The organism is Brucella haematophila (assembly GCF_005938105.1).
In the GTDB taxonomy this organism is placed as follows: Bacteria; Pseudomonadota; Alphaproteobacteria; order Rhizobiales; family Rhizobiaceae; genus Brucella; species Brucella haematophila.
This window is the reverse complement of record NZ_VCPE01000013.1, coordinates 108,070-129,730: the sequence shown is the minus strand read 5'-3', so window position 1 is coordinate 129,730 and position 21,661 is coordinate 108,070. Positions and strand designations below refer to the sequence as shown.

Below are 21,661 nucleotides of genomic sequence, written 5' to 3'. Positions count from 1 at the left end.
ATCTGTCTGCCTCGCCGAAGTGACTCGCAAAACCCGGCGTAGCATCATGCTTGCAACGTGGTTCTGCAAGCGGAATAGTTGCATTCTATGAGAGCTTTACGACGAGCTTGCCGAAATTGCCGCCTTCAAGCATCGAAATAAAGGCTTTCGGTGCGTTTTCGAGCCCTTCCACAATGTCTTCGCGATAGCGAATTTGTCCATCGGCGATCCATTTCGCCATATCGTGATAGAAGGCGGGGCGCTGGTCGGCAAAGTCGCGCTGGATGAAGCCGCGGATGGTCAGGCTCTTCGACAGGATATCGCGCATCAGCACCGGCAGGCGGTCGGGACCGTCAAATGGACCGCTCTGGTTATATTGCGCGATGAGCCCGCAAACCGGCACGCGGGCAAAAGGATTCAGCAACGGGAAGACCGCTGCGAAAACCTTGCCGCCGACATTCTCGAAATAGACGTCGATACCATTCGGGCATGCAATCGCCAGTTCCTGGGCGAAGTTCGGGCTGTGATGGTCAACGGCAACGTCGAAACCGAATTCGTCAATCAGCGCCTTGCACTTGTCCGCGCCGCCCGCAATGCCGACCGCCCGTGCGCCCTTCAGCTTGGCGATCTGACCGACAGCAGAACCAACGGGACCGGTAGCCGCCGCAACGACAACGGTTTCGCCTTCCTTGGGCTGGCCGATGGTCAAGAGGCCGGAATAGGCGGTGAAGCCCGGCATGCCGAGAACGCCAAGCGCCGTGGTCAGCGGCGCTTGCTCAGGATCAAGCTTGCGTAAGGTTGAAGCATTCGCCAACGCATAGCTTTGCCAGCCGGAATGGGACAGTACGAAGTCGCCCGGCGCGAAGCCCGCGCTTTGGCTTTCCACCACTTCGCCCACCGTGCCGCCTTCCATGACGGAACCGATCTCCACCGGAGCGGCATAGGATTTGGCGGCGCTCATGCGGCCGCGCATATAGGGGTCGAGCGAAAGATAACGCAGCTTCAGAAGCACTTCGCCTTCGCCCGCGCTCGGAACTGCCGCTTCTTCGAGCCGGAAGTTTTCCGCTGTGGGGCGTCCGTCGGGACGGGATGCGAGCACGATGCGCTGGTTGATCTTTTCGCCCATGGGATAAACTCCTGTTGTTGAGGACCGGCGTTAAACCGGAACGGTATGCTGTGCATCCGGTTCCGCAACGGTTACTCACTTTTGAAGACGGCTTGGTGAAGAACTGATATGGAATGACGAAGTGGCTATTTGTAAATCCATTCGCTCTGAGGCCAAAGCAAAATGACCCAAGATACGTTGTTTCTTCTGACGCCGGGTTTCAAAGATCCGGCCTATCCCGGACAGGAATTCTACTGCTGGCATTGCGCGCTGATTGAGGGTGTTCTGGCGTCATTTCCAAAACTTGGGCGCGATTTGAAGATCGAGCGCGTAGCGTTTGCCAGACCGCGTGAGACGGTGATCCAGCTTGCAGGCGAAGAAAACCAGTCTTTGCCATTGCTGGTTTTGAAGGACGGCGACCGCTCACCGTTCGAAACGGGCACCTATCAGGGACGATCACTGATTGCCGATCCGCACAAAATTCTGGCTGCTTTGACGGAGCGGCACGATTTCCCGCCGCTACATCCGTGATTGAACGGAAATTTGCTTAGACGTAGCTGCCGAGCGCCACGCGGCTGAACTGCCAGTTGATTTCCGGCAGTTCGGAAGCCGGGAAAGACAGCACGATCTGTTTGGATGTAACAGGCCCGCGGAAACCGGCGAAGAAGATCGTGTCTTCCAGTTGCGGCGCGACTTCGAAACAGGAGAAAACCCATGTGTCGTCGCGATCAGCAGACAGGACGATCAGGCCATTTTCATCGTAGGAAATATCGACCGTCGGGTGCAGATGGAACCGCACCGCAATATTGTCACGTCCATTGGATTTCAGCGGTCGCCCGTCGCCGCGATAGAAGCGGTCAGCACCCTGAATGACACTGCCATTGTGAGAGAGTACCAGCCGGCGCTCATGATAAATGCCGAACAGGCGCGCATAGCCGTCATGGCTCGCCACAAAACCCTGACGGCCCATTTCCTCGATGCGGTCGCGCTGCACACGCGTTGGCCCGGCAATGATCGGCGTGCCGATCATATTGGAAAGGCCTGCGTTGAGGCTGAACCGGCATGACGATGTGTCGTTGATGGTCGCTGTCGAATGGGCGGCGGTCGAACGTCCCAATGGACGAAATTCCGGCGGGCCGAAACGGTCGATGCCGGAATTGACGATATAGCGCTGGCGCCCGGAGGACATTTCGAAAGCGAGGCAGCCCGCATGGGCGTCCCGCGAAGCAGTGACCGGCGGCGGCAGGCCCGTATCGGCGATGATCGTTGTCGATCCCATGGAAAGACGTTCATAGCCGGAATAGGGCGCGTGGGTCAGTGGTGAACCAGCGGTTTCATCATGACGCAGCACTGAAATGATGCGTTCCGGCATGGTCGGGCCGACGCCGTTGAACAGCGCAAGGCTGCCATCTTGATGACGGAAGAAGCGCAATGCGGGCAGCATGCGCTCAACTGCCTCGATCAGGGCCTTTGGCGGGGATTCTGTGCCATTGGCATAGGTCTGGCGCAGTGGCAGAAGATCGGCCAGCAGCTCCAGTACCGTAACCGGATTACGCGAGATATGCCCGCCATCGGGCAAAATCTGGCGCTTCAGCTCATATTCGAGATTGCGTCGGGCAGCACGCGCGGTCGGCGGTGAGACCGGCAATGCAAGCGCTGCGAAAGCCAGCGCGATGCGTGCGCGCAGCCGCTCTTCACCGTCGTCCATCGCGCCCGCCACGGTGCGCAGATAGCGGACCTGCATGGCAAGAGAGCGCATGAATTTGCGATAGGCTGGCATTTCCGCGCCGGAAAGGATCAGGTTGGAATGCTGGAGCCAGGCGATGATACGCTGCGCCGTCACTTCGGGCGCCCAGGCGAGACCGCCGATGCGCTTGCCGAACATGCGCATCCAGTCATCGACAAGCGCCCGTGCATTGGCGGTTGCCAGTTCGCTGTTCGCGCTTTTCAGATGACGCAACCAGCCGAAGCTTTGCAGCGCCGCTTCCCATTCGGGTGTCGGCGGCTCAACGGCAAAGGGCGATAGCCCGCCGGTTTCGACAAGGCGGCCCGCAAGCGCAAAGCGCCCGTGATAGAATTCCTGCGCCAGCTGCGGGTCGGCAACACGCAGATCCGGCGGTGCAATCAGGATACGGTCGGGCGTAAAGCCGGTGAAGCGCCAGCTGTAAAGCGGCCCCATACGCAGGCGGCGGCTAAACTTGCGCCACGCCTGTGCAACGGCCAGTCCCCAAAGGTGAGGGGTTTCGCTGAGGGCGACTGCCACCCGGTCTTTCTCCGTATCGTTTGTCATTGTGTTTACGCATTATCCAACGCAAAACCGCTTCGCACTTTTGCTGGAAATGCTCTAATCCTTCAGGCCGGATCAGAATTCCGGCCTTCTTTACAATTCTATAGAATGGTGAATCGAGCGTTAACCATAACGGGTATCGCTGCCCGTTATGACAATTTTTACGATTTGCTCGGCTTGAAGCGGGCTAGATTATGCTCACGAGCACCGCTTGAAGCGTGCTGCGAAGAAACCGTCCATACCCGCCATATGCGGATCGCCGTCGAAACGGTCCGCTGGCAGATCGGCTGGCGTGGAGCGCAGATAGCCTTCGCTGGTGATCAGCCCTTCAAGACCGGGACAATCATCCAGAGTGATCGGGTAGGGCTCAAGCAGCGGATTTTCCGCCGCCTTGCGAGCCATTTCCTCACCTTCAAGCGGATGCAGCGAGCAATTGGAAAAGACGATAACGCCGCCCGGCTTTACCAGCGTTGCGGCATGGGCCAGCAGCTTGCCCTGAAGGTCGGCGAGCTTGGTGATATCTTGCGGCGTCTTTGTCCAAGGAACATCGGGATGACGACGCACCGTGCCGGTGGAAGAGCAGGGCGCATCAAGAAGAACAGCATCGAAAAGCTCTTCCGGCGCGAAATCCATCAGATTGGTCGCAACGGTCTTCGCCTCGTAACCAAGGCGTTCCAGATTGCCGCGCAAACGCTTCAACCGGTTTTCAGACAGATCGAGCGCGGTGACATCCGCGCCCTGCTGCACGAGCTGGGACGTCTTGCCGCCAGGTGCCGCACAAAGATCGGCGACGCGCTTGCCTTTGATGTCGCCCATCAGGCGGGCGGGCAGGCTTGCCGCCACATCCTGCACCCACCAGTCACCCTCGGCAAAGCCGGGCAGGTCGGTCAGTGCGCCATCAACGGTCTGCACGCGAACGGAGCCGTTCGGCAATGCAATGCCGCCGAGTTTCTCAGCCCAGACCTTCGGATCGCCCTTTACGGTGAAATCGATCGGCGGCTCGTAGGCGTGCATGGCGAAGATGGCTGCGGCTTTTTCCGCGCCGTAAGCATCGACAATGCTCTTGGAAAACCATTCGGGCACATTGCCTTCCGGTAGCAACGTGTGTGCGAGCGCACGTTCCTTGTTGCGCGACAGACGGCGCAGCAATGCATTGACCAGACCGGCATATTTCCGATTGCGTGGATCGGCATTGGCAGCTTCCACTGCCAGATCCACCGCCGAATGATCGGGAAGATCGAGATAGAAAATCTGCGCCACGGCGACATGCAGCAAATGCTTCAGCGCGACGGCGTTTTCCGGCAATGGCCGGTCGAGACGCTTCGAAATGGCCCGTTCAATAGCGCCGCGATTGCGCAGGCTTGCACCCAGAATAGCGCGCACCAGCGCGCGGTCACGCGGTTCCAGCGCCAGATATTGCGGGTGGCCATGGCTGTTGTCGGTCAGTCCATCGAGCGAAGTGTTCTTTTCAATCACTGCACCCAGCAGACGCGCCGCACATTGGCGCGCCGGCAAGCCGGGACGGTCCACCACATTGCTCTGTACTAACGGCTTGTTGTTTCCGCGTTTTGGCGCGGGTTTCTTATCGTTCACGCTGTTCTACTTTATCTGGCGCGGATCTCATCCAAAAACCGCTTGGCGCTTTTTGGGATACGCTTTTAGGACCATGGGCCCCGATAGCCGGAACCGCCACTGTTGTTATCGCCTGCATTACCCCATGGACCACTACTTTGGGAAGGGGCAGCAGCGCGGGGAGCCATTCCGGCTGAGCGAATACCCATTTCTCCGGCCAGCTGTTCAAGCGCTGCGATGCGATTATCGGTGTCCGGGTGGGTCGAGAAAAGATTGTCGGCGCCGCGTCCGCTCAGCGGATTGATGATGAACATATGCGCGGTTGCCGGGTTGTGTTCGGCTTCCTCGTTCGGGATAACCTTGGCGCTGCGCGCGATCTTGTTGAGCGCAGAAGACAGCCACAGCGGATTGCCACAGATTTCCGCGCCGCGCTTGTCGGCAGCATATTCGCGGGTACGGCTGACGGCCATCTGAACGATCATTGCGGCAAAGGGCGCGACAATCATCGCCAGAATAGTGCCGATGACGCCAATGACGCCATTGCCGTTTTCACGGTTGCCGCCCAGAAAGAAAGCGAAGTTGCCGAGCATCGAAATGGCACCTGCCAGCGTCGCCACGATGGTCATGGTGAGCGTGTCGCGGTTCTGCACATGCGCCAGCTCGTGCGCCATGACGCCTGCGACTTCTTCCGGGGTCAGGCGCTGGAGAAGACCGGTTGTGGCGGCGACTGCTGCATTTTCGGGGTTGCGCCCGGTGGCAAAAGCATTGGGCTGGTCTTCGTGGATGATGAACACCTTCGGCATGGGCAAACCGGCATTGGCGGCAAGCCCGCTCACCATGCGGTAATAATCCGGGGCCGTGCGCTCATCCACCTGCTGCGCATTGTACATGCGCAGCACCATTTTGTCGGAGTTCCAATAGCCGAACAGGTTCATGCCGACAGCGAACACCAGCGCGATCATCATGCCGCCGCCGCCGCCCAGCAAATAACCGATGCTCATGAACATGACTGTCATGAGAGCAATCAGCATGGCAGTTTTCGTCATATTCATGCGTCGTGGTCTCCAATTCAGCGAGAGTTTATCTCAAACAGGGTTTTGCGTCCCACCTATTCCTGCCTATATGATGGGTATCAAATGCCTGCGCTTCAATAATAGGACTTCAGCGGATGACCGATAAACTCAACGAAACCGACATCGACGAGAACGTTGCGCCGCGCAAGTTTGACGATCTGCCTCCGGCTGCCCAGCGCGCCCTCAAGGAAGCGGAAGAACGCCGCGCCGCTGAAACGAATGCCAAAGCCCCGCGTGAAATCGGCGGGCGCGGCGGCAAGGACCCGGCGCGTTTCGGCGATTGGGAGATCAAAGGGCGAACCATCGACTTCTAAGCGTGGGATATTTTGCTCCTGCGGCCTGCGCGCCCCTCATCCTGAGCCGGTGCGCAGCACCGTGTCGAAGGACGGGGTATACGTCCCTCCTGATCCTTCAGACAGCGTCCTTCGACAAGCTCAGGACGCTTCCTCAGGATGAGGAGGGCGGAGGGCGCTTCTCAAAAAGAAAGGCCGGGAAATTCCCGGCCTTTTTTGTTTTACTTCTTGTTCTGACGGTTGGCGATCAGATCGTCCACGACGCCCGGATCGGCGAGTGTCGACGTGTCGCCCAGTGAGCCGAAATCGTCCTCGGCGATCTTGCGCAGGATACGGCGCATGATCTTGCCCGAGCGGGTCTTCGGCAGGCCCGGCGCGAACTGGATCTTGTCCGGCGTTGCAATCGGGCCGATTTCCTTGCGCACATGCTGGGTCAGCTCCTTGCGCAGCTCATCAGCGTCCTGCGCCTCAGCGCCCGTCATCAAGGTGACGTAGCAATAGATGCCCTGTCCCTTGATCGGGTGCGGATAGCCCACAACGGCTGCTTCCGAAACCGAGTGATGCGAGACGAGCGCCGATTCGATTTCCGCCGTGCCAAGACGGTGGCCGGAAATATTCAGCACGTCATCGACGCGACCGGTAATCCAATAATAGCCGTCTTCATCGCGGCGGCAGCCGTCACCGGTGAAATACTTGCCTTTATAGGTGGAGAAGTAAGCCTCGATGAAGCGCTTGTGGTCGCCATAAAGCGTGCGCATCTGGCCCGGCCAGCTGTCGGTGATGCACAGATTGCCATCAGTCGCGCCGTCGACAACATTGCCCTCATTGTCCACGAGCTGCGGCTTGACGCCGAAGAACGGCCGTGTGGCGGAGCCGGGCTTGAGATCGGTTGCGCCGGGCAGTGGCGTGATCAGAATGCCGCCGGTTTCCGTCTGCCACCAGGTATCGACGATGGGCGACTTTTCATCGCCGACCACATGATAATACCATTCCCAGGCTTCCGGATTGATCGGCTCGCCGACCGAACCGAGCAGGCGCAGCGATGAGCGGGAAGAACGCGTGACGAATTCATCGCCAGCGCCCATCAGTGCGCGGATCGCCGTCGGTGCGGTATAGAAGATGTTGACGTGGTGCTTGTCGATGACTTCCCAGAACCGGCCCTGATCGGGGAAATTCGGCACGCCTTCAAACATCAGCGTCGTGGCGCCATTGGCCAGCGGGCCATAGACGATATAGGAATGGCCGGTGACCCAACCCACATCCGCCGTGCACCAATAAGTGTCGCCGTCATGATAGTCGAAGACATATTGATGGGTCATCGAGGCATAGACCAGATAACCGCCAGTGGTGTGCAGCACGCCTTTCGGCTTGCCGGTGGAGCCGGATGTGTAGAGGATAAACAGCGGATCTTCCGCATTCATCGGTTCCGGTTCGCAATGCGGTTCAACGCTGGCGACTTCCTGATGATACCAGAGGTCGCGGCCACGGCCCCAACTGACCTTGCCGCCGGTGCGGCGCACGACCAGCACCTTGTTGACCATGACATATTGCTTGGCGGCAATATCGATGGCGGTGTCGGTGTTTTCCTTCAGCGGAACCGGCTTGCCACCACGCACGCCTTCATCGGCGGTGATGACGAAAGTGGATTCACAATCGACGATGCGGCCAGCCAGTGCTTCCGGCGAGAAGCCGGCAAAAACCACCGAATGCACCGCGCCGATGCGCGCGCATGCCAGCATGGCATAGGCGGCTTCCGGGATCATCGGCAGATAGATCGTAACGCGGTCGCCCTTCTTGACGCCGTGCTTCTTGAGCACATTCGCCATGCGGCAAACGTTTTCATAAAGCTCGCGATAGGTGATCTTCTTGTCGATATAGGGGTTGTCACCTTCCCAGATGATGGCGACCTTGTCGCCACGGCTCTTCAGGTGACGGTCGATACAGTTGTAGGAGACGTTGGTAACGCCGTCCTCATACCACTTGATGGATACGTCGCCGTTGAAATCGGTGTTCTTGACCTTGGTGAAAGGCTTGAACCAGTCGATGCGGCGACCGTGCTTGGCCCAGAAGCCATCCGGATCGCTCACGCTTTCCTTGTACCATTCAAGGTAGGTCTCATTGTCAATGAGCGTGTTCTTCTTTGCCTCCGGCAGTACGGGGTAAAGCTTTTCCGACATCATTTCCTCCAAGTTTCACCAACGTCCTCTCGTCAGTGCGTGGTTCGTAACCACTGTTGGGTCTTATCTAGCTTCCTAAGCGGTGAAGGTAAATTAGACGATTGGTGCGTCTCCCGTCCACAATGACGCAGGCTAAATCTTTGAATTGGCAGCACTCATAGCTATTTGTTGCTAACATATTGTTTTTACACTTTAAAAACCATTTGGAGTGATTATCTCGAATACAGGAGCCGAATATATGGCTCTTCACAAAAAGGGGAAATCGCCATGACGACGTCCGCTTTTCACGCGAAATCGGCCTTCGAACTGCAACTCGCCGGTTATGGTTTGACGACGGCAAAACTCTTCTATCACATGCCGGATCATCCGCATCTGCTTCAGCTGTTTGTCTGGCAGGAATATGATGTCGCGCCGGAATTTCCGGTGCTGCATCATTTCATCGAATTCTGGAAACGGGAGATCGATGGGCCGCTGCATTCGGTGACCTATACGCATTGCCGCTTGCTCGGCCCATCGGACTGGAGGAATGTGCAAGGGGAGATCGTTCTGCACTGAACGATAATGTGAGCAAACAGGCAACCGAGGCCATATGACGCTTCCGCATCTGACCAATCCCGGCAAGGCACTCCTTTATGCCTCGAAGACATTGCTCGGTTGCCTTATTTGCTGGTTCGCACTTCGCTGGGCGGGGATTGAACATCCAATCTGGGCCGTGATTACTGTCCTGATCATTTCCGATCCGGATGTGCGCGCAACGCTGGCATTGGCGCAGGCCCGGGCGATCAACACGGCGGTCGGTTGCACCATCGGGATGCTGACGATCTGGATATTCGGTTATTCTCCGCTGGCCAGCCTGTTCGGCGCAGCATTGACGGTGTTGCTCATCCTGATGATCGACAAATATCCGATCAATTGGCGGCTGGCGCCCGCAACCGTGGTGATTGTCATGGATGCGGGACGCTTTGCCCAGACGCGCAATGAGGAATTGCTGCTCGCCCTTTCAAGGCTTGTCGAAATCGCGCTTGGATGCGCCGTGGCGATTGCGCTTGCCTGGGTCTACACGCGGATCATCGGTCGCATCAAAGCGCGCAGTGAGGTTCAGGCCGGAGACGCATAGGAACGTCCGCCAAAAATCGCCGAGCCGACACGAACCGGTTGGATGATCTCCAATATACCATGGATAGCACTTTTGATCGGCTTGTCTCTTTATAAGAGCACAATTGCGTTCGAATGTGCCTGTACATCAGCCGCAGTCATATACAATGATTGCACCGACTTCTAATAAATGAACTACTTTTAATTATTATTACTTATGCGTATGCCGGCATCAAGAATTTTGCGCCCTCTGGCGTTTCACTTGAATTTATTTCAGCGAAATAAGCACTCTTATCGTTTTCTAAATAAAAAAGCGTATAATTAGAATTTTTATCTTCGTAAATATTGACATAATCACGATCCGTATCGATAGATTTAATATTAAATTTTAACTGGTCTTCTATTTTTCCATAGGAAAGTTCGGAATAATGGAGTTTATATCCATTTTTTACGATAGTATTACTTGATACGCAAAGGTAAGGCCCTGCTTCAAATGCGTCCGAGCTTTTTGTATACTGAATAGCTGTAGGGTAACGTTCGTCATAATTAAGGTTCCAACGAGTACTATAGAAATCGGAATCTTTTGTAAGGATAACAGCCCATGTTTTTTCATCTATATTATCGCCTATTGTTAGAAAATTCTTTCGATCTTTCGTCAAAAAACCAAATGTTCCAAATAATCCATTATCATCCATAGGTTACTCTCCTCAAGCTTGATGATTTGAATCAGAAAATTTTAATATTATTTATCAATTAATACTTTTAGTATTACTGTTCTTCTATTAGGTCAAATTGTCGATCTTACGCGTTCTCGTTCATACTGGTGCTGCTTGTGATATCGGAATGACCAGTCATGCCCGGAGGCAACCCGAGGTAAAAATAAGTATGACGAAATATATGATTTCAGTTTTACATAGTTCCTATTATGCAAAACATTTCATCGTATATAGCAGACTGTTTTACATTGTCAAAAAAGTATAAATTTGATTTATCGTTCTGAATAGAAAAGAGTTTCCAATTTTCATCTCTGCTATCAACTATAGTTGACCAAATTATACCAATTAAATCTACGGTGGTGGGGGCTATTTTATAAGGGCCTATTAAGTTACTTTCATCGTTGGATAATACGGCGTAGCGGAGATCGTATCCATCCAGCTCTATGCTGTTGCTTCCCATTCCTAAATAAAGGCCGCCGCTGGATGTACTAAATGATGATTGTAGTTGTATGGTCGTGGGTTCATTCTCTGAATTCTCTGATATATTCCATGAGCAAGTGTTGGGATCAAAGTAATTCGAAATGCCGATACCCCACACGTTTTCTCCCATGCTTTTTCCGATTGTCAGGTAGCCGTTGTTAAGAAAATTTTTAATTGATACTTCCATCTAAGCAATCTCGCTGGATTACGCTTGAAGAACGCCATAATGTTACGCTGAATTCTCGAGAATTATAGCTGTAAAACATCGCCGCTTTACCTGCCGCCAAAAATCGCCGAGCCGACACGAACCGAAGTCGCACCGAAGCCGATGGCGGTTTCATAATCGCCTGACATGCCCATGGAGAGCTTTTCGACACCAGCTTCGCGGGCGAGCTTTTCCAGCAGGGCAAAATGCGGTCCCGGATTTTCATCTGCCGGTGGAATGCACATCAGTCCTTCGATGGCGAGGCCATGTTCGCTGCGGCAGCGTGTGACGAACGCAACGGCATCCTTCGGCGCAATGCCGGCCTTCTGCTCTTCCAGACCCGTATTGACCTGCACATAGAGTTTCGGGCTCTTGCCCTGCTTATTGATCTCGTCGGCAAGGGCTGCTGCGATCTTCTCGCGGTCGACGGTTTCGATGACGTCGAAGAGGGCAACGGCATCGGCGGCCTTGTTCGATTGCAGCGGGCCGATCAGATGCAGTTCGATGCCGGAATAGGCTTCGCGCAGTTCAGGCCATTTGCTCTGTGCTTCCTGCACGCGGTTTTCGCCGAAAACGCGCTGTCCGGCATCGAGCGCCGGGCGGATCGCATCCGCATCGAAGGTTTTCGACACGGCGACGAGCGTGATCGAGCCTTTGTTACGATGCGCTTCTTTTTCGGCAGTGGCGATTGCGGCCTTGACCGTGTTCAGGTTCGTGACGATATCTGACATGAAACTCTCGCTTTCAGGCTTTTCATCCGCAAAAGGTTGACGCTTTCGCCAATACGTGGTGAAGGTCGCCATTAAATATCGACTCTCCTTATTGCATCACCTTCGTACGAGTAAATACGGACATGGCAGCCGAACGTTATAATCCGCGCGTGGCGGAAGCTCACTGGCAGAAAGTCTGGGAAGAAAACCGGACTTTCGAAACGGACAACAGCGATCCGCGCGAGAAGTATTATGTGCTTGAGATGTTCCCCTATCCATCGGGGCGCATCCATATGGGCCATGTGCGCAACTATGCGATGGGCGATGTCGTTGCCCGCTACAAGCGCGCCAAGGGGTTCAACGTGCTCCATCCGATGGGTTGGGACGCGTTCGGCATGCCTGCGGAAAACGCGGCGATGCAGAACAAGGTGCATCCGAAGGAATGGACCTACCAGAACATCGACACGATGAAGCGCCAGCTCAAGTCGATGGGCCTGTCGCTTGACTGGTCGCGCGAATTCGCGACCTGCGATGTGGAATATTATCATCGTCAGCAGATGCTGTTCATCGACCTGTTCGAAAAAGGTCTGGTGACGCGCAAGACCTCCAAGGTCAACTGGGATCCGGTCGACAATACCGTGCTCGCCAATGAGCAGGTGGTGGATGGCCGCGGCTGGCGCTCTGGGGCGCTGGTCGAACAGCGCGAACTGACGCAGTGGTTCTTCAAGATCACCGATTTCAGCGAAGAATTGCTTGCCGGTCTCGATACGCTCGACCAGTGGCCGGAAAAAGTCCGCCTGATGCAGCGCAACTGGATCGGCAAGTCGGAAGGCTTGCAGGTTCGTTTCGCGCTCGACGGCAAGACGGCGCCGGAAGGCTTCTCGGAAGTCGAAGTTTACACGACACGTCCCGATACGCTGTTCGGCGCGGCTTTTGTCGCGATTTCCGCCGATCATCCGCTCGCCAAGAAGCTTGCAGAAAACAATGCGTCGCTCACCGGCTTCATCGAAGAATGCCACCAGCATGGCACCTCGCTTGCAGCGCTTGAAACCGCTGAAAAGAAAGGTTTCGATACCGGCGTCAAGGTCAGGCATCCGTTCGACGAGAACTGGGAGCTGCCGGTCTATGTCGCCAATTTCGTATTGATGGAATATGGCACAGGCGCTGTGTTCGGCTGTCCTGCACATGACCAGCGCGATCTGGATTTCGCCAATAAATATGCGCTGAAGGTAACGCCGGTCGTTCTGCCGAAGGGCGACGATGCGGCGACTTTTGCCATCACCGATACGGCTTATACCGATGACGGCGTGATGATCAATTCGCGCTTCCTTGATGGTATGACGCCGGAAGCAGCCTTCGACGAGGTCGCAAACCGTCTGGAACAGTCCACGCTCGGCAATCAGCCGCAGGCGGCCCGCAAAGTGCAGTTCCGTCTGCGCGACTGGGGCATTTCGCGCCAGCGCTATTGGGGCTGCCCGATCCCGATGATCCATTGCGAAAGCTGTGGCGTCAATCCGGTGCCGCGCGCCGACCTGCCCGTCAAGCTGCCGGACGATGTCGATTTCGACCGTCCGGGCAATCCGCTGGACCGTCACGCCACATGGCGTCATGTGAAGTGCCCGAAATGCGGTGGCGAAGCCCGTCGCGAGACGGACACGATGGATACGTTCGTCGATTCGTCCTGGTACTATGCGCGCTTCACGGCCCCTTGGGAAAACGAGCCGACGGATCGTGCGATTGCTGATCGCTGGCTGCCGGTCGATCAGTATATCGGCGGTGTTGAACACGCGATCCTGCATCTGCTCTATTCGCGCTTCTTCACCCGCGCCATGAAGGCCACAGGTCATGTCGGTCTGGACGAGCCTTTCAAGGGCCTGTTCACGCAGGGCATGGTCGTGCACGAAACCTACAAGGCCGATGGTCAGTGGGTTGCGCCTGCCGATATCCGTATCGAGGACATTGACGGCAAGCGCATTGCAACCATGCTGGATAGCGGCGCGCCGGTCGAAATCGGTTCCATCGAGAAGATGTCGAAGTCGAAGAAGAATGTCGTCGATCCTGACGATATCATCTCTTCTTATGGTGCAGATACCGCGCGCTGGTTCATGCTGTCCGATTCGCCGCCTGAGCGTGACGTGATCTGGACGGAGGCAGGTGCCGAAGGTGCGCATCGCTTCGTGCAGCGCGTCTGGCGTCTGGTGTCGGAAGCAGCCGAGCACCTGAAAGATGTGTCGCCCAAGACCGGTTCGCAGGGCGAAGCCCTTGCCGTTTCCAAGGCCGTGCACAAAACGGTCAACGCTGTTGGCGACGATATCGAAAAGCTCGCCTTCAATCGCGGCGTTGCGCGTCTTTATGAGCTGGTGAATGCGCTTGCAGCACCGTTGCAGCTTGTCGCCTCGGACAAGGCCGATGACGAGCTGAAGGGCGCTGTTCGTGACGCCACGGAAAAGCTCATTCAGATGCTCGCACCGATGATGCCGCATCTGGCCGAACAATGCCTGACGGAACTGGGCGGCAAGATCGCCGGACAGGAAACGTTGGTCGCCCGCGCGCCATGGCCGGCATTCGATGCCGCATTGGTGGTGGAAAACGAGATTGTGATGCCCGTGCAGATCAACGGCAAGAAGCGTGGGGATTTGACAATCGCCCGCGACGCTGATCAAGCTAGCATTCAGCAGGCGGTGCTCGAACTTGACTTCGTCAAGGCTGCGCTCAACGGGGGCTCGCCGAAGAAGATTATCGTGGTGCCGCAAAGGATCGTCAATGTCGTTGCCTGATCGTTTCCTCTCCGCAATCAAGACTTTCCGCGTCGCTTTTGTGGCTGTGGGAGCTGCGGCTCTTCTGGCTGCCTGTACAGTGCAGCCGCTCTATTCGTCGGGCGGCGGCGCTGGTGGTTCGATCGGTGGCAGCGTGACGCCGGATATGCGCACCAAGCTGGCTTCCGTGTCCATCGATGCGGCTCATGACGTATATGGCCAGCAGGTTCGCAATCGCCTGATCTTCCTGTTGGGCGGCGGCGCTGGTGAACCAGCCAATCCGATGTATCATCTGAGCCTCGGCCTGACCACGAGCACGATTTCCGCGGTGAGCGTCGATATCGGCGATCAGACCGACCGTACGGGCCGTCCATCGGCTGGTATCGTCAAGGCGACGTCGAATTTCGTGCTGCGTGACAAGGACGGCAAGCCGCTTGCCACGGGTACACGCACGACGGGCGCTTCCTTCGATCGTCCGCGTCAGGAATTCGCAAACCTGCGTGCAGAACGCGATGCGCGCAAGCGCGCCGCGGAAGAACTGGCAGAGCAGGTTTTCCTCGCGCTGGCACAGAAGCTGTCGAAGCTCTGATCGGTTCTTTGATCTGAAATTCAGAAAGCGGCGCCTCGGAGCGCCGTTTTTTTATTTCTTTTATTGCAAAAAGGCTCAAGGAATTCAGCAAGGTAACATCGCTGTTCCCTGCAAACATTTTTATAACTCCTTGTTTCAAATGAACTAATTTACAATTTGCATATTGCCCGAGGCGTGACGCGAAAAATGGGAAGGGACTTGCCCGAAGCGTCATGCATGAAAGCCGCTCGGTATTGCCGTCGGTTCAATCATAATTTCAGGAGTATTCAGATGATGCGATTTTCAGACGTTTTGCGAGGCGCGGTCTTTGCGGCAATAGGCGTGGCGGGTCTGGCCGTTGCTGGCCCGGCAGCGGCACAGGAAAAAGCAGCACCACTGAAGTGGCAGTTTTTTCAGGCCGACGAGAATGGCTTCAACCGGACGCCGGTTCTGTTGACCGGAGAGAAAGAGGCCATTCTTCTCGATGGTGGTTTCACCTTCTCCGATGGCAAGGCGGTTGCCGAGAAGATCAAGGAAACCGGCAAGAAGCTCACCACGGTCTATGTCAGCCAGAGCGATCCCGACTATTATTTCAATCTGCGTGAAATCAAGTCGGCTTTCCCGGATGTCAAAATCATTGCTGCCCCTGAGGCCGTTGCAGCCATCAACGGCAATGTCGAGACGAAGCTGAAGGTCTGGGGACCACAACTCAAGGAGAATGGCCCGCAGAGCCTGTCCGATCTTGTTCTGCCGCAGGCATCGGATGAGAAGACACTCACGCTGGAAGGCAACGAGATCGAGATTGTTCCGGCTGAAGGCATGAAGAACCGCCGCTATCTCTGGGTGCCATCGCTGAAGGCCGTGTTCGGTGGCGTCCTGATTGGCGCAGGCGAGCATATCTGGCTGGCCGATACGCCCGACCTGGCGCAGCGCGAAGCTTGGATCAAGACGCTGGATGCAATTGCCGCACGCAATCCTGAAGTCGTCGTCCCCGCCCATATGAAGGCTGGTTCTGCGACCGATGTTTCTGCGATCAAATTCACCCGTGATTATATCGCTGCGTTCGATGAAGAGGCCGCGAAGGTCAAGGACAGCGCAGAGCTTATCGCCGCGATGAAGAAGCGCTATCCTGATCTTGGTGGCGAAAGCAGCCTGGAACTGGGCGCGAAGGTCATCAAGGGCGAGATGAAATGGGAATAATGCGCCGGCAAAGCACAATCGGATCTCAGCCCGGACTGTAGTAACAGCCTTGGCTGGTTGATTGGAATTTGTGGTTCGCATCGAGATCGATATAAAGGGCGGCACGGTTTGTGCCGCCCTTTATTGTGTCAGCCTGTTGCGGAGATCATGCGCCTCGTTTCCTTTTCGGCCAAAGGCTATCGTTCGCTGCGTTCTGTCCGGTTTGATCTTGGGCAGGTGACGGTGTTCGTCGGTGAAAACGGCGCTGGCAAATCCAATCTCTATCGGGCTTTGCAACTGATCAAGGCGGCTGCTGAAGGCAATTTTTCGACAGAGATTGTCCGGGAAGGCGGCATGCAGTCGGCCATGTGGAGCGGCGGTCGTCGCAAGCACGAATCGGCGCGGATTATTCTGGAAGCGGATTTCGAGGATGAAAGGCTGGCATCGCGCCTGTCCTATCGGATCGAGGCGGGTTTGCCGCCACCAGTGTCCGGCGCCTTTCCGTTCGAGCCGCAGATCAAGGAAGAGCAGCTCAATCTCGATACAGGTCGCCGCCCGGTCGATCTCATGGATCGGCGCGGCCCGGCGGTTTTTGCCCGCGACGGGGAGGGGCGGCGCATGGAGCATCCGGCGCGGCTTCTGACATCGGAAAGCGGGCTGGCGGTGCTCGGCCAGTCGGGGCATTATCCGGAAATCGGCGACCTCTCGGCGCAAATGCGCGGATGGCGCTTTTATCACGGCTTCAGAAGCGATCGCGACGCACCGGCGCGTCATCCTTCTATCGCGGCCACAGCGGCCATACTGGACGAGGATGGCGGCAATCTCGCCTCGGTCTTCGCCACGCTTGCGCATATCCGTCAGGATACGGTCGATCTCGACCGTTTTATCGCAGAGGCGCTCGATGGCGCTAAACTGGTCGTTCCCTATCCGGAGGAAACCGCCAGTTTCGGTCTGAATTTCCCGGCTTTCCCGCCCCGCATTTTTCGTCCCGGTGAGTTGTCGGACGGACAGATTCGGCTGCTGGCGCTGGCAGGCGCGCTTCTGTCCTATCGCCTGCCGCCGCTGGTTGCGCTGAACGAACCCGAGGCGAGCCTGCACCCGGACATGATCCCGTCACTGGCCAGAATGATCGCGCAGGCATCCGAGCGCAGCCAGATCTGGGTGGTAACCCATTCCAGCGCGCTCGCCCATGCCATTGCCGACCATTGCGGCAGCAGGCCGATTCGCGTGAGCAAGCAGGACGGCGAGACGGTTCTGGAATAGTGAGCTGCAATAAAAAAGGCGGGCCATGAGCCCGCCTTTCATCTGTCTCGTTAGGTCGCTGATTAAGCGATCTTCTGGCCGGTCTTCGCCCAATCGGCGAGGAAGGTTTCGAGGCCCTTGTCGGTCAGCGGATGCTTGACGAGCGCCTTCAGCGTTGCCGGAGGTGCGGTCACGACATCGGCGCCGATAAGCGCTGCTTCCTTGACGTGATTGACGGTACGAACCGAAGCGGCAAGAATTTCGGTGCGGAAATCGTAATTGTCGAAGATCGTACGGATTTCGGCGATCAGTTCCATGCCGTTGACGCCCATATCGTCGATACGGCCAATGAACGGCGAAACGAAGGTAGCGCCAGCCTTGGCGGCGAGCAGTGCCTGATTGGCCGAGAAGCAGAGGGTCACGTTGGTCTTGTGGCCGTCCGAGGTCAGGGCCTTACAAGCCTTGAGGCCGTCGAGCGTCAGCGGCAGCTTGATGCAGATATTGTCTGCGATCTTGGAGATGACGGCCGCTTCCTTCATGATCTGCTCATACTCGGTCGCAGCAACCTCGGCCGAAACCGGGCCCTTGACGAAGGAGCAGATTTCCTTGGTAACTTCAATGATGTCACGACCCGACTTCAGGATGAGGGACGGATTGGTGGTCACGCCATCGACCAGTCCGAGGTCGTTCAGTTCGCGGATTTCCTTGACGTCCGCAGTGTCCACGAAAAACTTCATAACAGCGTTCCTCCATAATGAGCGCGGGTGGTTTTTGGGAGCTAAATCCATTTAAGTCCCGGAAGGTGGCTTTTCTTTAGCGCAAAGCCGCGCCAAGGTCACGCGATCATGTCGAAAGATTCGCACGATATTGCTAACCCCGTTCCAGGCCTCTTTCCGAGCCTCGCGCCGCGCGTGGTTCCGGTGCTGGTGCCTATGCCAGCAGAACGGCCTTATTCTTATATGGTCCCGGAGGGCATGAACGTCCAGCCCGGGTCGATCGTGCGCGTCCCGCTCGGACCGCGTGAAGTTGCGGGTATCGTCTGCGAAGGCGAAACCGATGCGGTCGATGCCAAAAAATTGCGATCTATTTCCGAAGTTTTCGATTGTCCGCCCGTGGATAGCGAGATGCTTCGTTTCATGCGCTGGGCTGCGGACTACACGCTTTCGCCCCCCGGCATGGTGGCGCGCATGGTGTTGCGCGTGCCTGCGGCCTTCGATCCCGAACCATCGGTTCCGGGCTTGCGCTATTCAGGCGGCGAGCCGGAACGCATGACCGATGCCCGTGCCCGCGTAATGGAGCTTGCTCGCGACGGACTGGCCTGGACGCGATCCGGTCTGGCCCATGCGGCTGGTGTTTCGACGACGGTCGTGGAAGGGCTGAAGGCGCAAGGCGTTTTCGATGAAGTGATGCTGCCGCCGCCCGCCGTGGTGGCGAAGCCGGATACCGATTACGCCCGCGCCACGCTTTCGGAAGACCAGCAGGCAGCAGCCGAAATGCTCTCTGATTCCGTCGCGGCGGACTGTTTTTCCGTTTCGCTTCTTGATGGTGTCACTGGCTCCGGGAAGACCGAAGTTTATTTCGAAGCCGTCGCCAAGGCCTTGGAGCAGGGCAAGCAGGTGCTGATTCTCCTGCCGGAAATCGCCCTGACGCAGCAGTTTCTCGACCGGTTCCACAACAGGTTTGGAGCCAAGCCAGCCGAATGGCATTCCGACCTCGCGCCGCGCACGCGTGAGCGCGTCTGGCGTCAGGTTACCGAAGGCACGGTGCGTGTGGTTGCAGGCGCGCGTTCGGCGCTGTTTCTGCCCTTCAAGGAACTGGGTCTGATCATCGTCGACGAAGAACATGATCCGGCTTACAAACAGGAAGACCGGGTCTTCTACAATGCCCGCGACATGGCTGTCGTGCGCGGCCACATTGGCGGCTTTCCGGTGGTGCTGGCCTCTGCCACGCCCTCCATCGAAAGTCAGGTCAATGCGGATCAGGGCCGTTACAAGCGAATCAAGCTTTATGGGCGCTATGCGGAAGCAGCCCTTCCCGATCTGAAGACCATCGACATGCGGCGCTCGCCGCCGCCGCCGGGGCGCTTTCTGTCACCTGCACTGACCGAAGCCGTCGGGAAGACGGTGGAGCGCGGTGAACAGGCGCTGCTGTTCCTCAATCGTCGTGGTTATGCGCCGCTGACCTTGTGCCGCGTCTGCGGCCATCGCTTCCAGTGTCCGCAATGTTCAAGCTGGCTGGTCGAGCATCGCTTTCGCGGTCAATTGATGTGCCATCAATGCGGTTATCACGAGCCGACGCCCGAAGCCTGCCCGGAGTGTGGCACGCTCGATCATCTGGTCGCCTGCGGTCCGGGCGTGGAGCGCATCGCGGAAGAAGTTGCGGCGACCTTCACCGACGCGCGAATCATAGTGCTTTCGTCTGATATGGCGGGGGGCGTGAAGCGGTTGCGTCTGGAACTCGATGCCATTGCGAAGGGCGAGGCTGATATCGTCATCGGCACGCAGCTCGTCGCCAAGGGGCACAATTTCCCCAATATGACGCTGGTGGGCGTAGTGGATGCCGATCTGGGGCTGGCCAATGGCGACCCGCGCGCCGCTGAACGCACCTTTCAGCTTCTCAATCAGGTTACCGGACGCGCGGGGCGAACGGGCCGCAAGAGCCTCGGTCTGATCCAGACTTACCAACCGGACCATCCGGTTATGCGCGCTATCGTCAGCGGCGATACCGAGGCGTTTTATGCACGCGAAATCGAGGAGCGAGAGCGCAGTGCACTGCCGCCATTCGGGCGGCTGGCCGCGCTGATCATCTCTGCCGATAATCGTCCGGATGCTGAAAATCATGCCCGCGCCCTTCGCCGCGCCGCGCCGTCCTCTTCGGAGGTTTCGGTGCTCGGTCCAGCCGAAGCGCCACTGGCGCTGGTGCGCGGAAGGCATCGGTTCCGAATATTGATCCACGGGACAAAACGCGCGGATATTCAATCCTTTATCCGCGCTTTGCTGGCCGCTTCGCCGAAGGAGCGAGGGTCTATCAGAGTGCAGGTCGACATCGATCCGCAAAGTTTCCTGTAGCCGCGCATATCCATCGAAACGGTTTCAACAAATTGGGGGTTGCTTCTCTAGTCACTAGAGGATGCAGAGTGGTTTCCAAGGTTCCACTGAGGCTTGAAACCAATGAAATATGACCCTGTCAACCAAACGAGATCTTCGACTAAAACCGGTCCCGCATTCTGGCTGATCACCCTTGTGGGGCTGGCAGTCTGGACATTGCTGATGTGGTTTGCCTACGCCATATCGGATGCTGTGATTGTCTGGATCAGCGGTAACGGAGCGGCTTTGGCCGAAGCCGGAAAAGGCCTGATCGGCGCAGAAGTGGCCACGCTGCTGAACACCTCCAAGCTGGACCAGGTAGCCAGCACGGGGGTTGGATTGCTGCAGTCCTTGCTCGGTCCCGCACTTGGGATCATCTGGGCGATTGGTGCGGTGGCCATTCTTTTCCTGCGGTCGATTCTGACACGTATCATCGGGATGCGCGGTTCGATGTCGCGCTGAACGCCGGCACCACATGCTTGAATTGCTTGGCAACTTTTCCGAAAACCGTTTCACCCGCTTCGGGATGCGCTCGAGCGTGTTCAGGCGGTGTGATCGGTTTTCGTTTGTGCAAAACTGGTTTATAGCCGTGCTGTTCAAATTTGAGGGTGATCGCGATGGAATTCTATCTTCCCACCACGACCGGCGAATGGCTCGCCTGGAGCTCGGCAGCCGTGACCGCCTTTGCGGGCATCGTGATGCTGTTTGCGCCCGGTATCACCATGAAGCTCTTGCGGTTGCAGGCGATCAATGCGCGGCCCGAAGCCTTCAGCGCCATCCGCGCAGTGCTGGCTGGTCCCTATCTCGCTCTCGGTCTTGGCGCTCTTATCTTTGCACAGCCCTACCTGTGGATCGTTTTGGGTGTGGCATGGGGCTTTGCGCTGTTCGGTCGCTTCATCTCGATGATGTCCGATAGGGGCGGCACCGTCTATAACTGGTTGGCAGCAATTGTAGAATTCCTTCTGGCCGCCGGGCCACTGCTCTACGCTTTTGGCTTCATCGGTTAACCCTGCGACTTTTTTGATCTGAAAACGCGACAAAACTTACACAAAAGTGCGGGATTCGCGTGTTGCGAGTCCTGTTCGTCTATGCTAGACGGCAATCACATTTCGGTGTTGACGTGCTCGCGCGTCAGTGG

At 56.9% G+C, this 21,661-nt stretch carries 20 protein-coding genes; 11 read left to right on the top strand and 9 right to left on the bottom strand.

The window, feature by feature from the left end:
- Positions 1-85: 85 nt before the first annotated feature.
- Positions 86-1,105, bottom strand: a complete 1,020-nt coding sequence (locus tag FGI60_RS18720) for an NADP-dependent oxidoreductase (RefSeq protein ID WP_138786471.1) — start codon at positions 1,103-1,105, stop codon at positions 86-88.
- 162 nt (positions 1,106-1,267) lie between these two features.
- Between FGI60_RS18720 and FGI60_RS18715 the strand changes: the two genes are divergently transcribed.
- On the top strand, positions 1,268-1,615 hold the full coding sequence (locus FGI60_RS18715) for a DUF3088 domain-containing protein (RefSeq protein ID WP_138786470.1): 348 nt from the start codon (positions 1,268-1,270) through the stop codon (positions 1,613-1,615).
- Between the two features lie 16 nt (positions 1,616-1,631).
- Here the strand turns inward: FGI60_RS18715 and FGI60_RS18710 are convergent, their stop codons facing one another.
- The 3 genes from FGI60_RS18710 to htpX form a co-directional block, all read right to left on the bottom strand.
- Entirely contained in the window at positions 1,632-3,374 is a 1,743-nt protein-coding gene (locus FGI60_RS18710; RefSeq protein WP_078339564.1) for a heparinase II/III family protein, read from the bottom strand.
- A gap of 195 nt (positions 3,375-3,569) precedes the next feature.
- Positions 3,570-4,964, bottom strand: coding sequence for an RsmB/NOP family class I SAM-dependent RNA methyltransferase (locus FGI60_RS18705; RefSeq protein WP_138786469.1), 1,395 nt, complete (start codon positions 4,962-4,964; stop codon positions 3,570-3,572).
- 65 nt (positions 4,965-5,029) lie between these two features.
- Positions 5,030-5,995 carry a zinc metalloprotease HtpX gene (htpX, locus tag FGI60_RS18700; protein WP_138786468.1) on the bottom strand — a complete coding sequence of 322 codons (966 nt, stop codon included), beginning with the start codon at positions 5,993-5,995 and terminating at the stop codon, positions 5,030-5,032.
- A 116-nt stretch (positions 5,996-6,111) separates the two neighbouring features.
- Here htpX and FGI60_RS18690 point away from each other — a divergent pair, with 116 nt between their 5' ends.
- Positions 6,112-6,330 (top strand): DUF1674 domain-containing protein, encoded by a 219-nt coding sequence (locus tag FGI60_RS18690; RefSeq protein WP_138786466.1) that lies wholly within the window; start codon positions 6,112-6,114, stop codon positions 6,328-6,330.
- Between the two features lie 200 nt (positions 6,331-6,530).
- Here FGI60_RS18690 and acs read toward each other — a convergent pair whose 3' ends face one another.
- Entirely contained in the window at positions 6,531-8,486 is a 1,956-nt protein-coding gene (gene acs / locus FGI60_RS18685) for an acetate--CoA ligase (RefSeq protein ID WP_138786505.1), read from the bottom strand.
- Positions 8,487-8,753: 267 nt separating this feature from the next.
- Between acs and FGI60_RS18680 the strand changes: the two genes are divergently transcribed.
- Together FGI60_RS18680 and FGI60_RS18675 are read left to right on the top strand one after the other, a co-directional pair.
- On the top strand, positions 8,754-9,041 hold the full coding sequence (locus FGI60_RS18680; protein WP_078339559.1) for an usg protein: 288 nt from the start codon (positions 8,754-8,756) through the stop codon (positions 9,039-9,041).
- 34 nt (positions 9,042-9,075) lie between these two features.
- Positions 9,076-9,603 (top strand): FUSC family protein, encoded by a 528-nt coding sequence (locus tag FGI60_RS18675; RefSeq protein ID WP_138786465.1) that lies wholly within the window; start codon positions 9,076-9,078, stop codon positions 9,601-9,603.
- Positions 9,604-9,796: 193 nt separating this feature from the next.
- On the opposite strand, the gene FGI60_RS18670 is transcribed toward FGI60_RS18675, so the two are convergent.
- From FGI60_RS18670 to FGI60_RS18660, 3 genes are all read right to left on the bottom strand, one after another.
- The gene (locus FGI60_RS18670; RefSeq protein ID WP_138786464.1) at positions 9,797-10,276 is read right to left on the bottom strand and encodes a hypothetical protein; all 480 of its coding nucleotides are present in this window, start codon (positions 10,274-10,276) and stop codon (positions 9,797-9,799) included.
- 214 nt (positions 10,277-10,490) lie between these two features.
- On the bottom strand, positions 10,491-10,964 hold the full coding sequence (locus FGI60_RS18665; RefSeq protein WP_138786463.1) for a hypothetical protein: 474 nt from the start codon (positions 10,962-10,964) through the stop codon (positions 10,491-10,493).
- Between the two features lie 86 nt (positions 10,965-11,050).
- Positions 11,051-11,713: a YggS family pyridoxal phosphate-dependent enzyme gene (locus FGI60_RS18660; protein ID WP_138786462.1), complete on the bottom strand. Its 663-nt coding sequence runs from the start codon at positions 11,711-11,713 to the stop codon at positions 11,051-11,053.
- A 122-nt stretch (positions 11,714-11,835) separates the two neighbouring features.
- Here FGI60_RS18660 and leuS point away from each other — a divergent pair, with 122 nt between their 5' ends.
- The 4 genes from leuS to FGI60_RS18640 all read left to right on the top strand — a co-directional run bounded on the left by leuS (position 11,836) and on the right by FGI60_RS18640 (position 17,458).
- Entirely contained in the window at positions 11,836-14,469 is a 2,634-nt protein-coding gene (gene leuS / locus FGI60_RS18655) for a leucine--tRNA ligase (protein ID WP_138786461.1), read from the top strand.
- Positions 14,456-15,037: an LPS assembly lipoprotein LptE gene (gene lptE, locus FGI60_RS18650; protein ID WP_138786460.1), complete on the top strand. Its 582-nt coding sequence runs from the start codon at positions 14,456-14,458 to the stop codon at positions 15,035-15,037. The genes leuS and lptE overlap by 14 nt, the downstream gene beginning before the upstream one ends.
- Before the next feature lie 273 nt (positions 15,038-15,310).
- Positions 15,311-16,216: an MBL fold metallo-hydrolase gene (locus FGI60_RS18645; RefSeq protein ID WP_445433039.1), complete on the top strand. Its 906-nt coding sequence runs from the start codon at positions 15,311-15,313 to the stop codon at positions 16,214-16,216.
- A 147-nt stretch (positions 16,217-16,363) separates the two neighbouring features.
- Positions 16,364-17,458, top strand: a complete 1,095-nt coding sequence (locus FGI60_RS18640; protein ID WP_138786458.1) for an AAA family ATPase — start codon at positions 16,364-16,366, stop codon at positions 17,456-17,458.
- Between the two features lie 62 nt (positions 17,459-17,520).
- On the opposite strand, the gene fsa is transcribed toward FGI60_RS18640, so the two are convergent.
- A complete protein-coding gene (gene fsa, locus FGI60_RS18635; RefSeq protein ID WP_078339553.1) occupies positions 17,521-18,174 on the bottom strand; it encodes a fructose-6-phosphate aldolase in 654 nt (217 codons plus the stop codon).
- A gap of 108 nt (positions 18,175-18,282) precedes the next feature.
- On the opposite strand from fsa, the gene FGI60_RS18630 reads away from it, so the two are divergent.
- The 3 genes from FGI60_RS18630 to FGI60_RS18620 all read left to right on the top strand — a co-directional run bounded on the left by FGI60_RS18630 (position 18,283) and on the right by FGI60_RS18620 (position 21,530).
- Positions 18,283-20,505, top strand: a complete 2,223-nt coding sequence (locus tag FGI60_RS18630) for a primosomal protein N' (RefSeq protein WP_138786457.1) — start codon at positions 18,283-18,285, stop codon at positions 20,503-20,505.
- 102 nt (positions 20,506-20,607) lie between these two features.
- The gene (locus tag FGI60_RS18625; protein ID WP_138786456.1) at positions 20,608-20,985 is read left to right on the top strand and encodes a hypothetical protein; all 378 of its coding nucleotides are present in this window, start codon (positions 20,608-20,610) and stop codon (positions 20,983-20,985) included.
- A gap of 155 nt (positions 20,986-21,140) precedes the next feature.
- Positions 21,141-21,530, top strand: a complete 390-nt coding sequence (locus tag FGI60_RS18620) for an AGROH133_08824 family phage infection protein (RefSeq protein ID WP_138786455.1) — start codon at positions 21,141-21,143, stop codon at positions 21,528-21,530.
- Positions 21,531-21,661: the final 131 nt, after the last annotated feature.

Excerpts from the sequence above, each read along its gene's own strand:
- FGI60_RS18710 (WP_078339564.1), bottom strand. The coding sequence starts at position 3,374 with ATGACAAACGATACGGAGAAAGACCGGGTGGCAGTCGCCCTCAGCGAA.
- FGI60_RS18720 (WP_138786471.1), bottom strand. The coding sequence starts at position 1,105 with ATGGGCGAAAAGATCAACCAGCGCATCGTGCTCGCATCCCGTCCCGAC.
- FGI60_RS18620 (WP_138786455.1), top strand. The coding sequence starts at position 21,141 with ATGGAATTCTATCTTCCCACCACGACCGGCGAATGGCTCGCCTGGAGC.
- acs (WP_138786505.1), bottom strand. The coding sequence starts at position 8,486 with ATGTCGGAAAAGCTTTACCCCGTACTGCCGGAGGCAAAGAAGAACACG.
- FGI60_RS18665 (WP_138786463.1), bottom strand. The coding sequence starts at position 10,964 with ATGGAAGTATCAATTAAAAATTTTCTTAACAACGGCTACCTGACAATC.
- fsa (WP_078339553.1), bottom strand. The coding sequence starts at position 18,174 with ATGAAGTTTTTCGTGGACACTGCGGACGTCAAGGAAATCCGCGAACTG.
- FGI60_RS18640 (WP_138786458.1), top strand. The coding sequence starts at position 16,364 with ATGCGCCTCGTTTCCTTTTCGGCCAAAGGCTATCGTTCGCTGCGTTCT.
- FGI60_RS18670 (WP_138786464.1), bottom strand. The coding sequence starts at position 10,276 with ATGGATGATAATGGATTATTTGGAACATTTGGTTTTTTGACGAAAGAT.
- FGI60_RS18630 (WP_138786457.1), top strand. The coding sequence starts at position 18,283 with ATGTCGAAAGATTCGCACGATATTGCTAACCCCGTTCCAGGCCTCTTT.
- FGI60_RS18690 (WP_138786466.1), top strand. The coding sequence starts at position 6,112 with ATGACCGATAAACTCAACGAAACCGACATCGACGAGAACGTTGCGCCG.
- leuS (WP_138786461.1), top strand. The coding sequence starts at position 11,836 with ATGGCAGCCGAACGTTATAATCCGCGCGTGGCGGAAGCTCACTGGCAG.
- htpX (WP_138786468.1), bottom strand. The coding sequence starts at position 5,995 with ATGAATATGACGAAAACTGCCATGCTGATTGCTCTCATGACAGTCATG.
- FGI60_RS18715 (WP_138786470.1), top strand. The coding sequence starts at position 1,268 with ATGACCCAAGATACGTTGTTTCTTCTGACGCCGGGTTTCAAAGATCCG.
- FGI60_RS18675 (WP_138786465.1), top strand. The coding sequence starts at position 9,076 with ATGACGCTTCCGCATCTGACCAATCCCGGCAAGGCACTCCTTTATGCC.
- FGI60_RS18645 (WP_445433039.1), top strand. The coding sequence starts at position 15,311 with ATGCGATTTTCAGACGTTTTGCGAGGCGCGGTCTTTGCGGCAATAGGC.
- FGI60_RS18660 (WP_138786462.1), bottom strand. The coding sequence starts at position 11,713 with ATGTCAGATATCGTCACGAACCTGAACACGGTCAAGGCCGCAATCGCC.
- lptE (WP_138786460.1), top strand. The coding sequence starts at position 14,456 with ATGTCGTTGCCTGATCGTTTCCTCTCCGCAATCAAGACTTTCCGCGTC.
- FGI60_RS18680 (WP_078339559.1), top strand. The coding sequence starts at position 8,754 with ATGACGACGTCCGCTTTTCACGCGAAATCGGCCTTCGAACTGCAACTC.
- FGI60_RS18625 (WP_138786456.1), top strand. The coding sequence starts at position 20,608 with ATGAAATATGACCCTGTCAACCAAACGAGATCTTCGACTAAAACCGGT.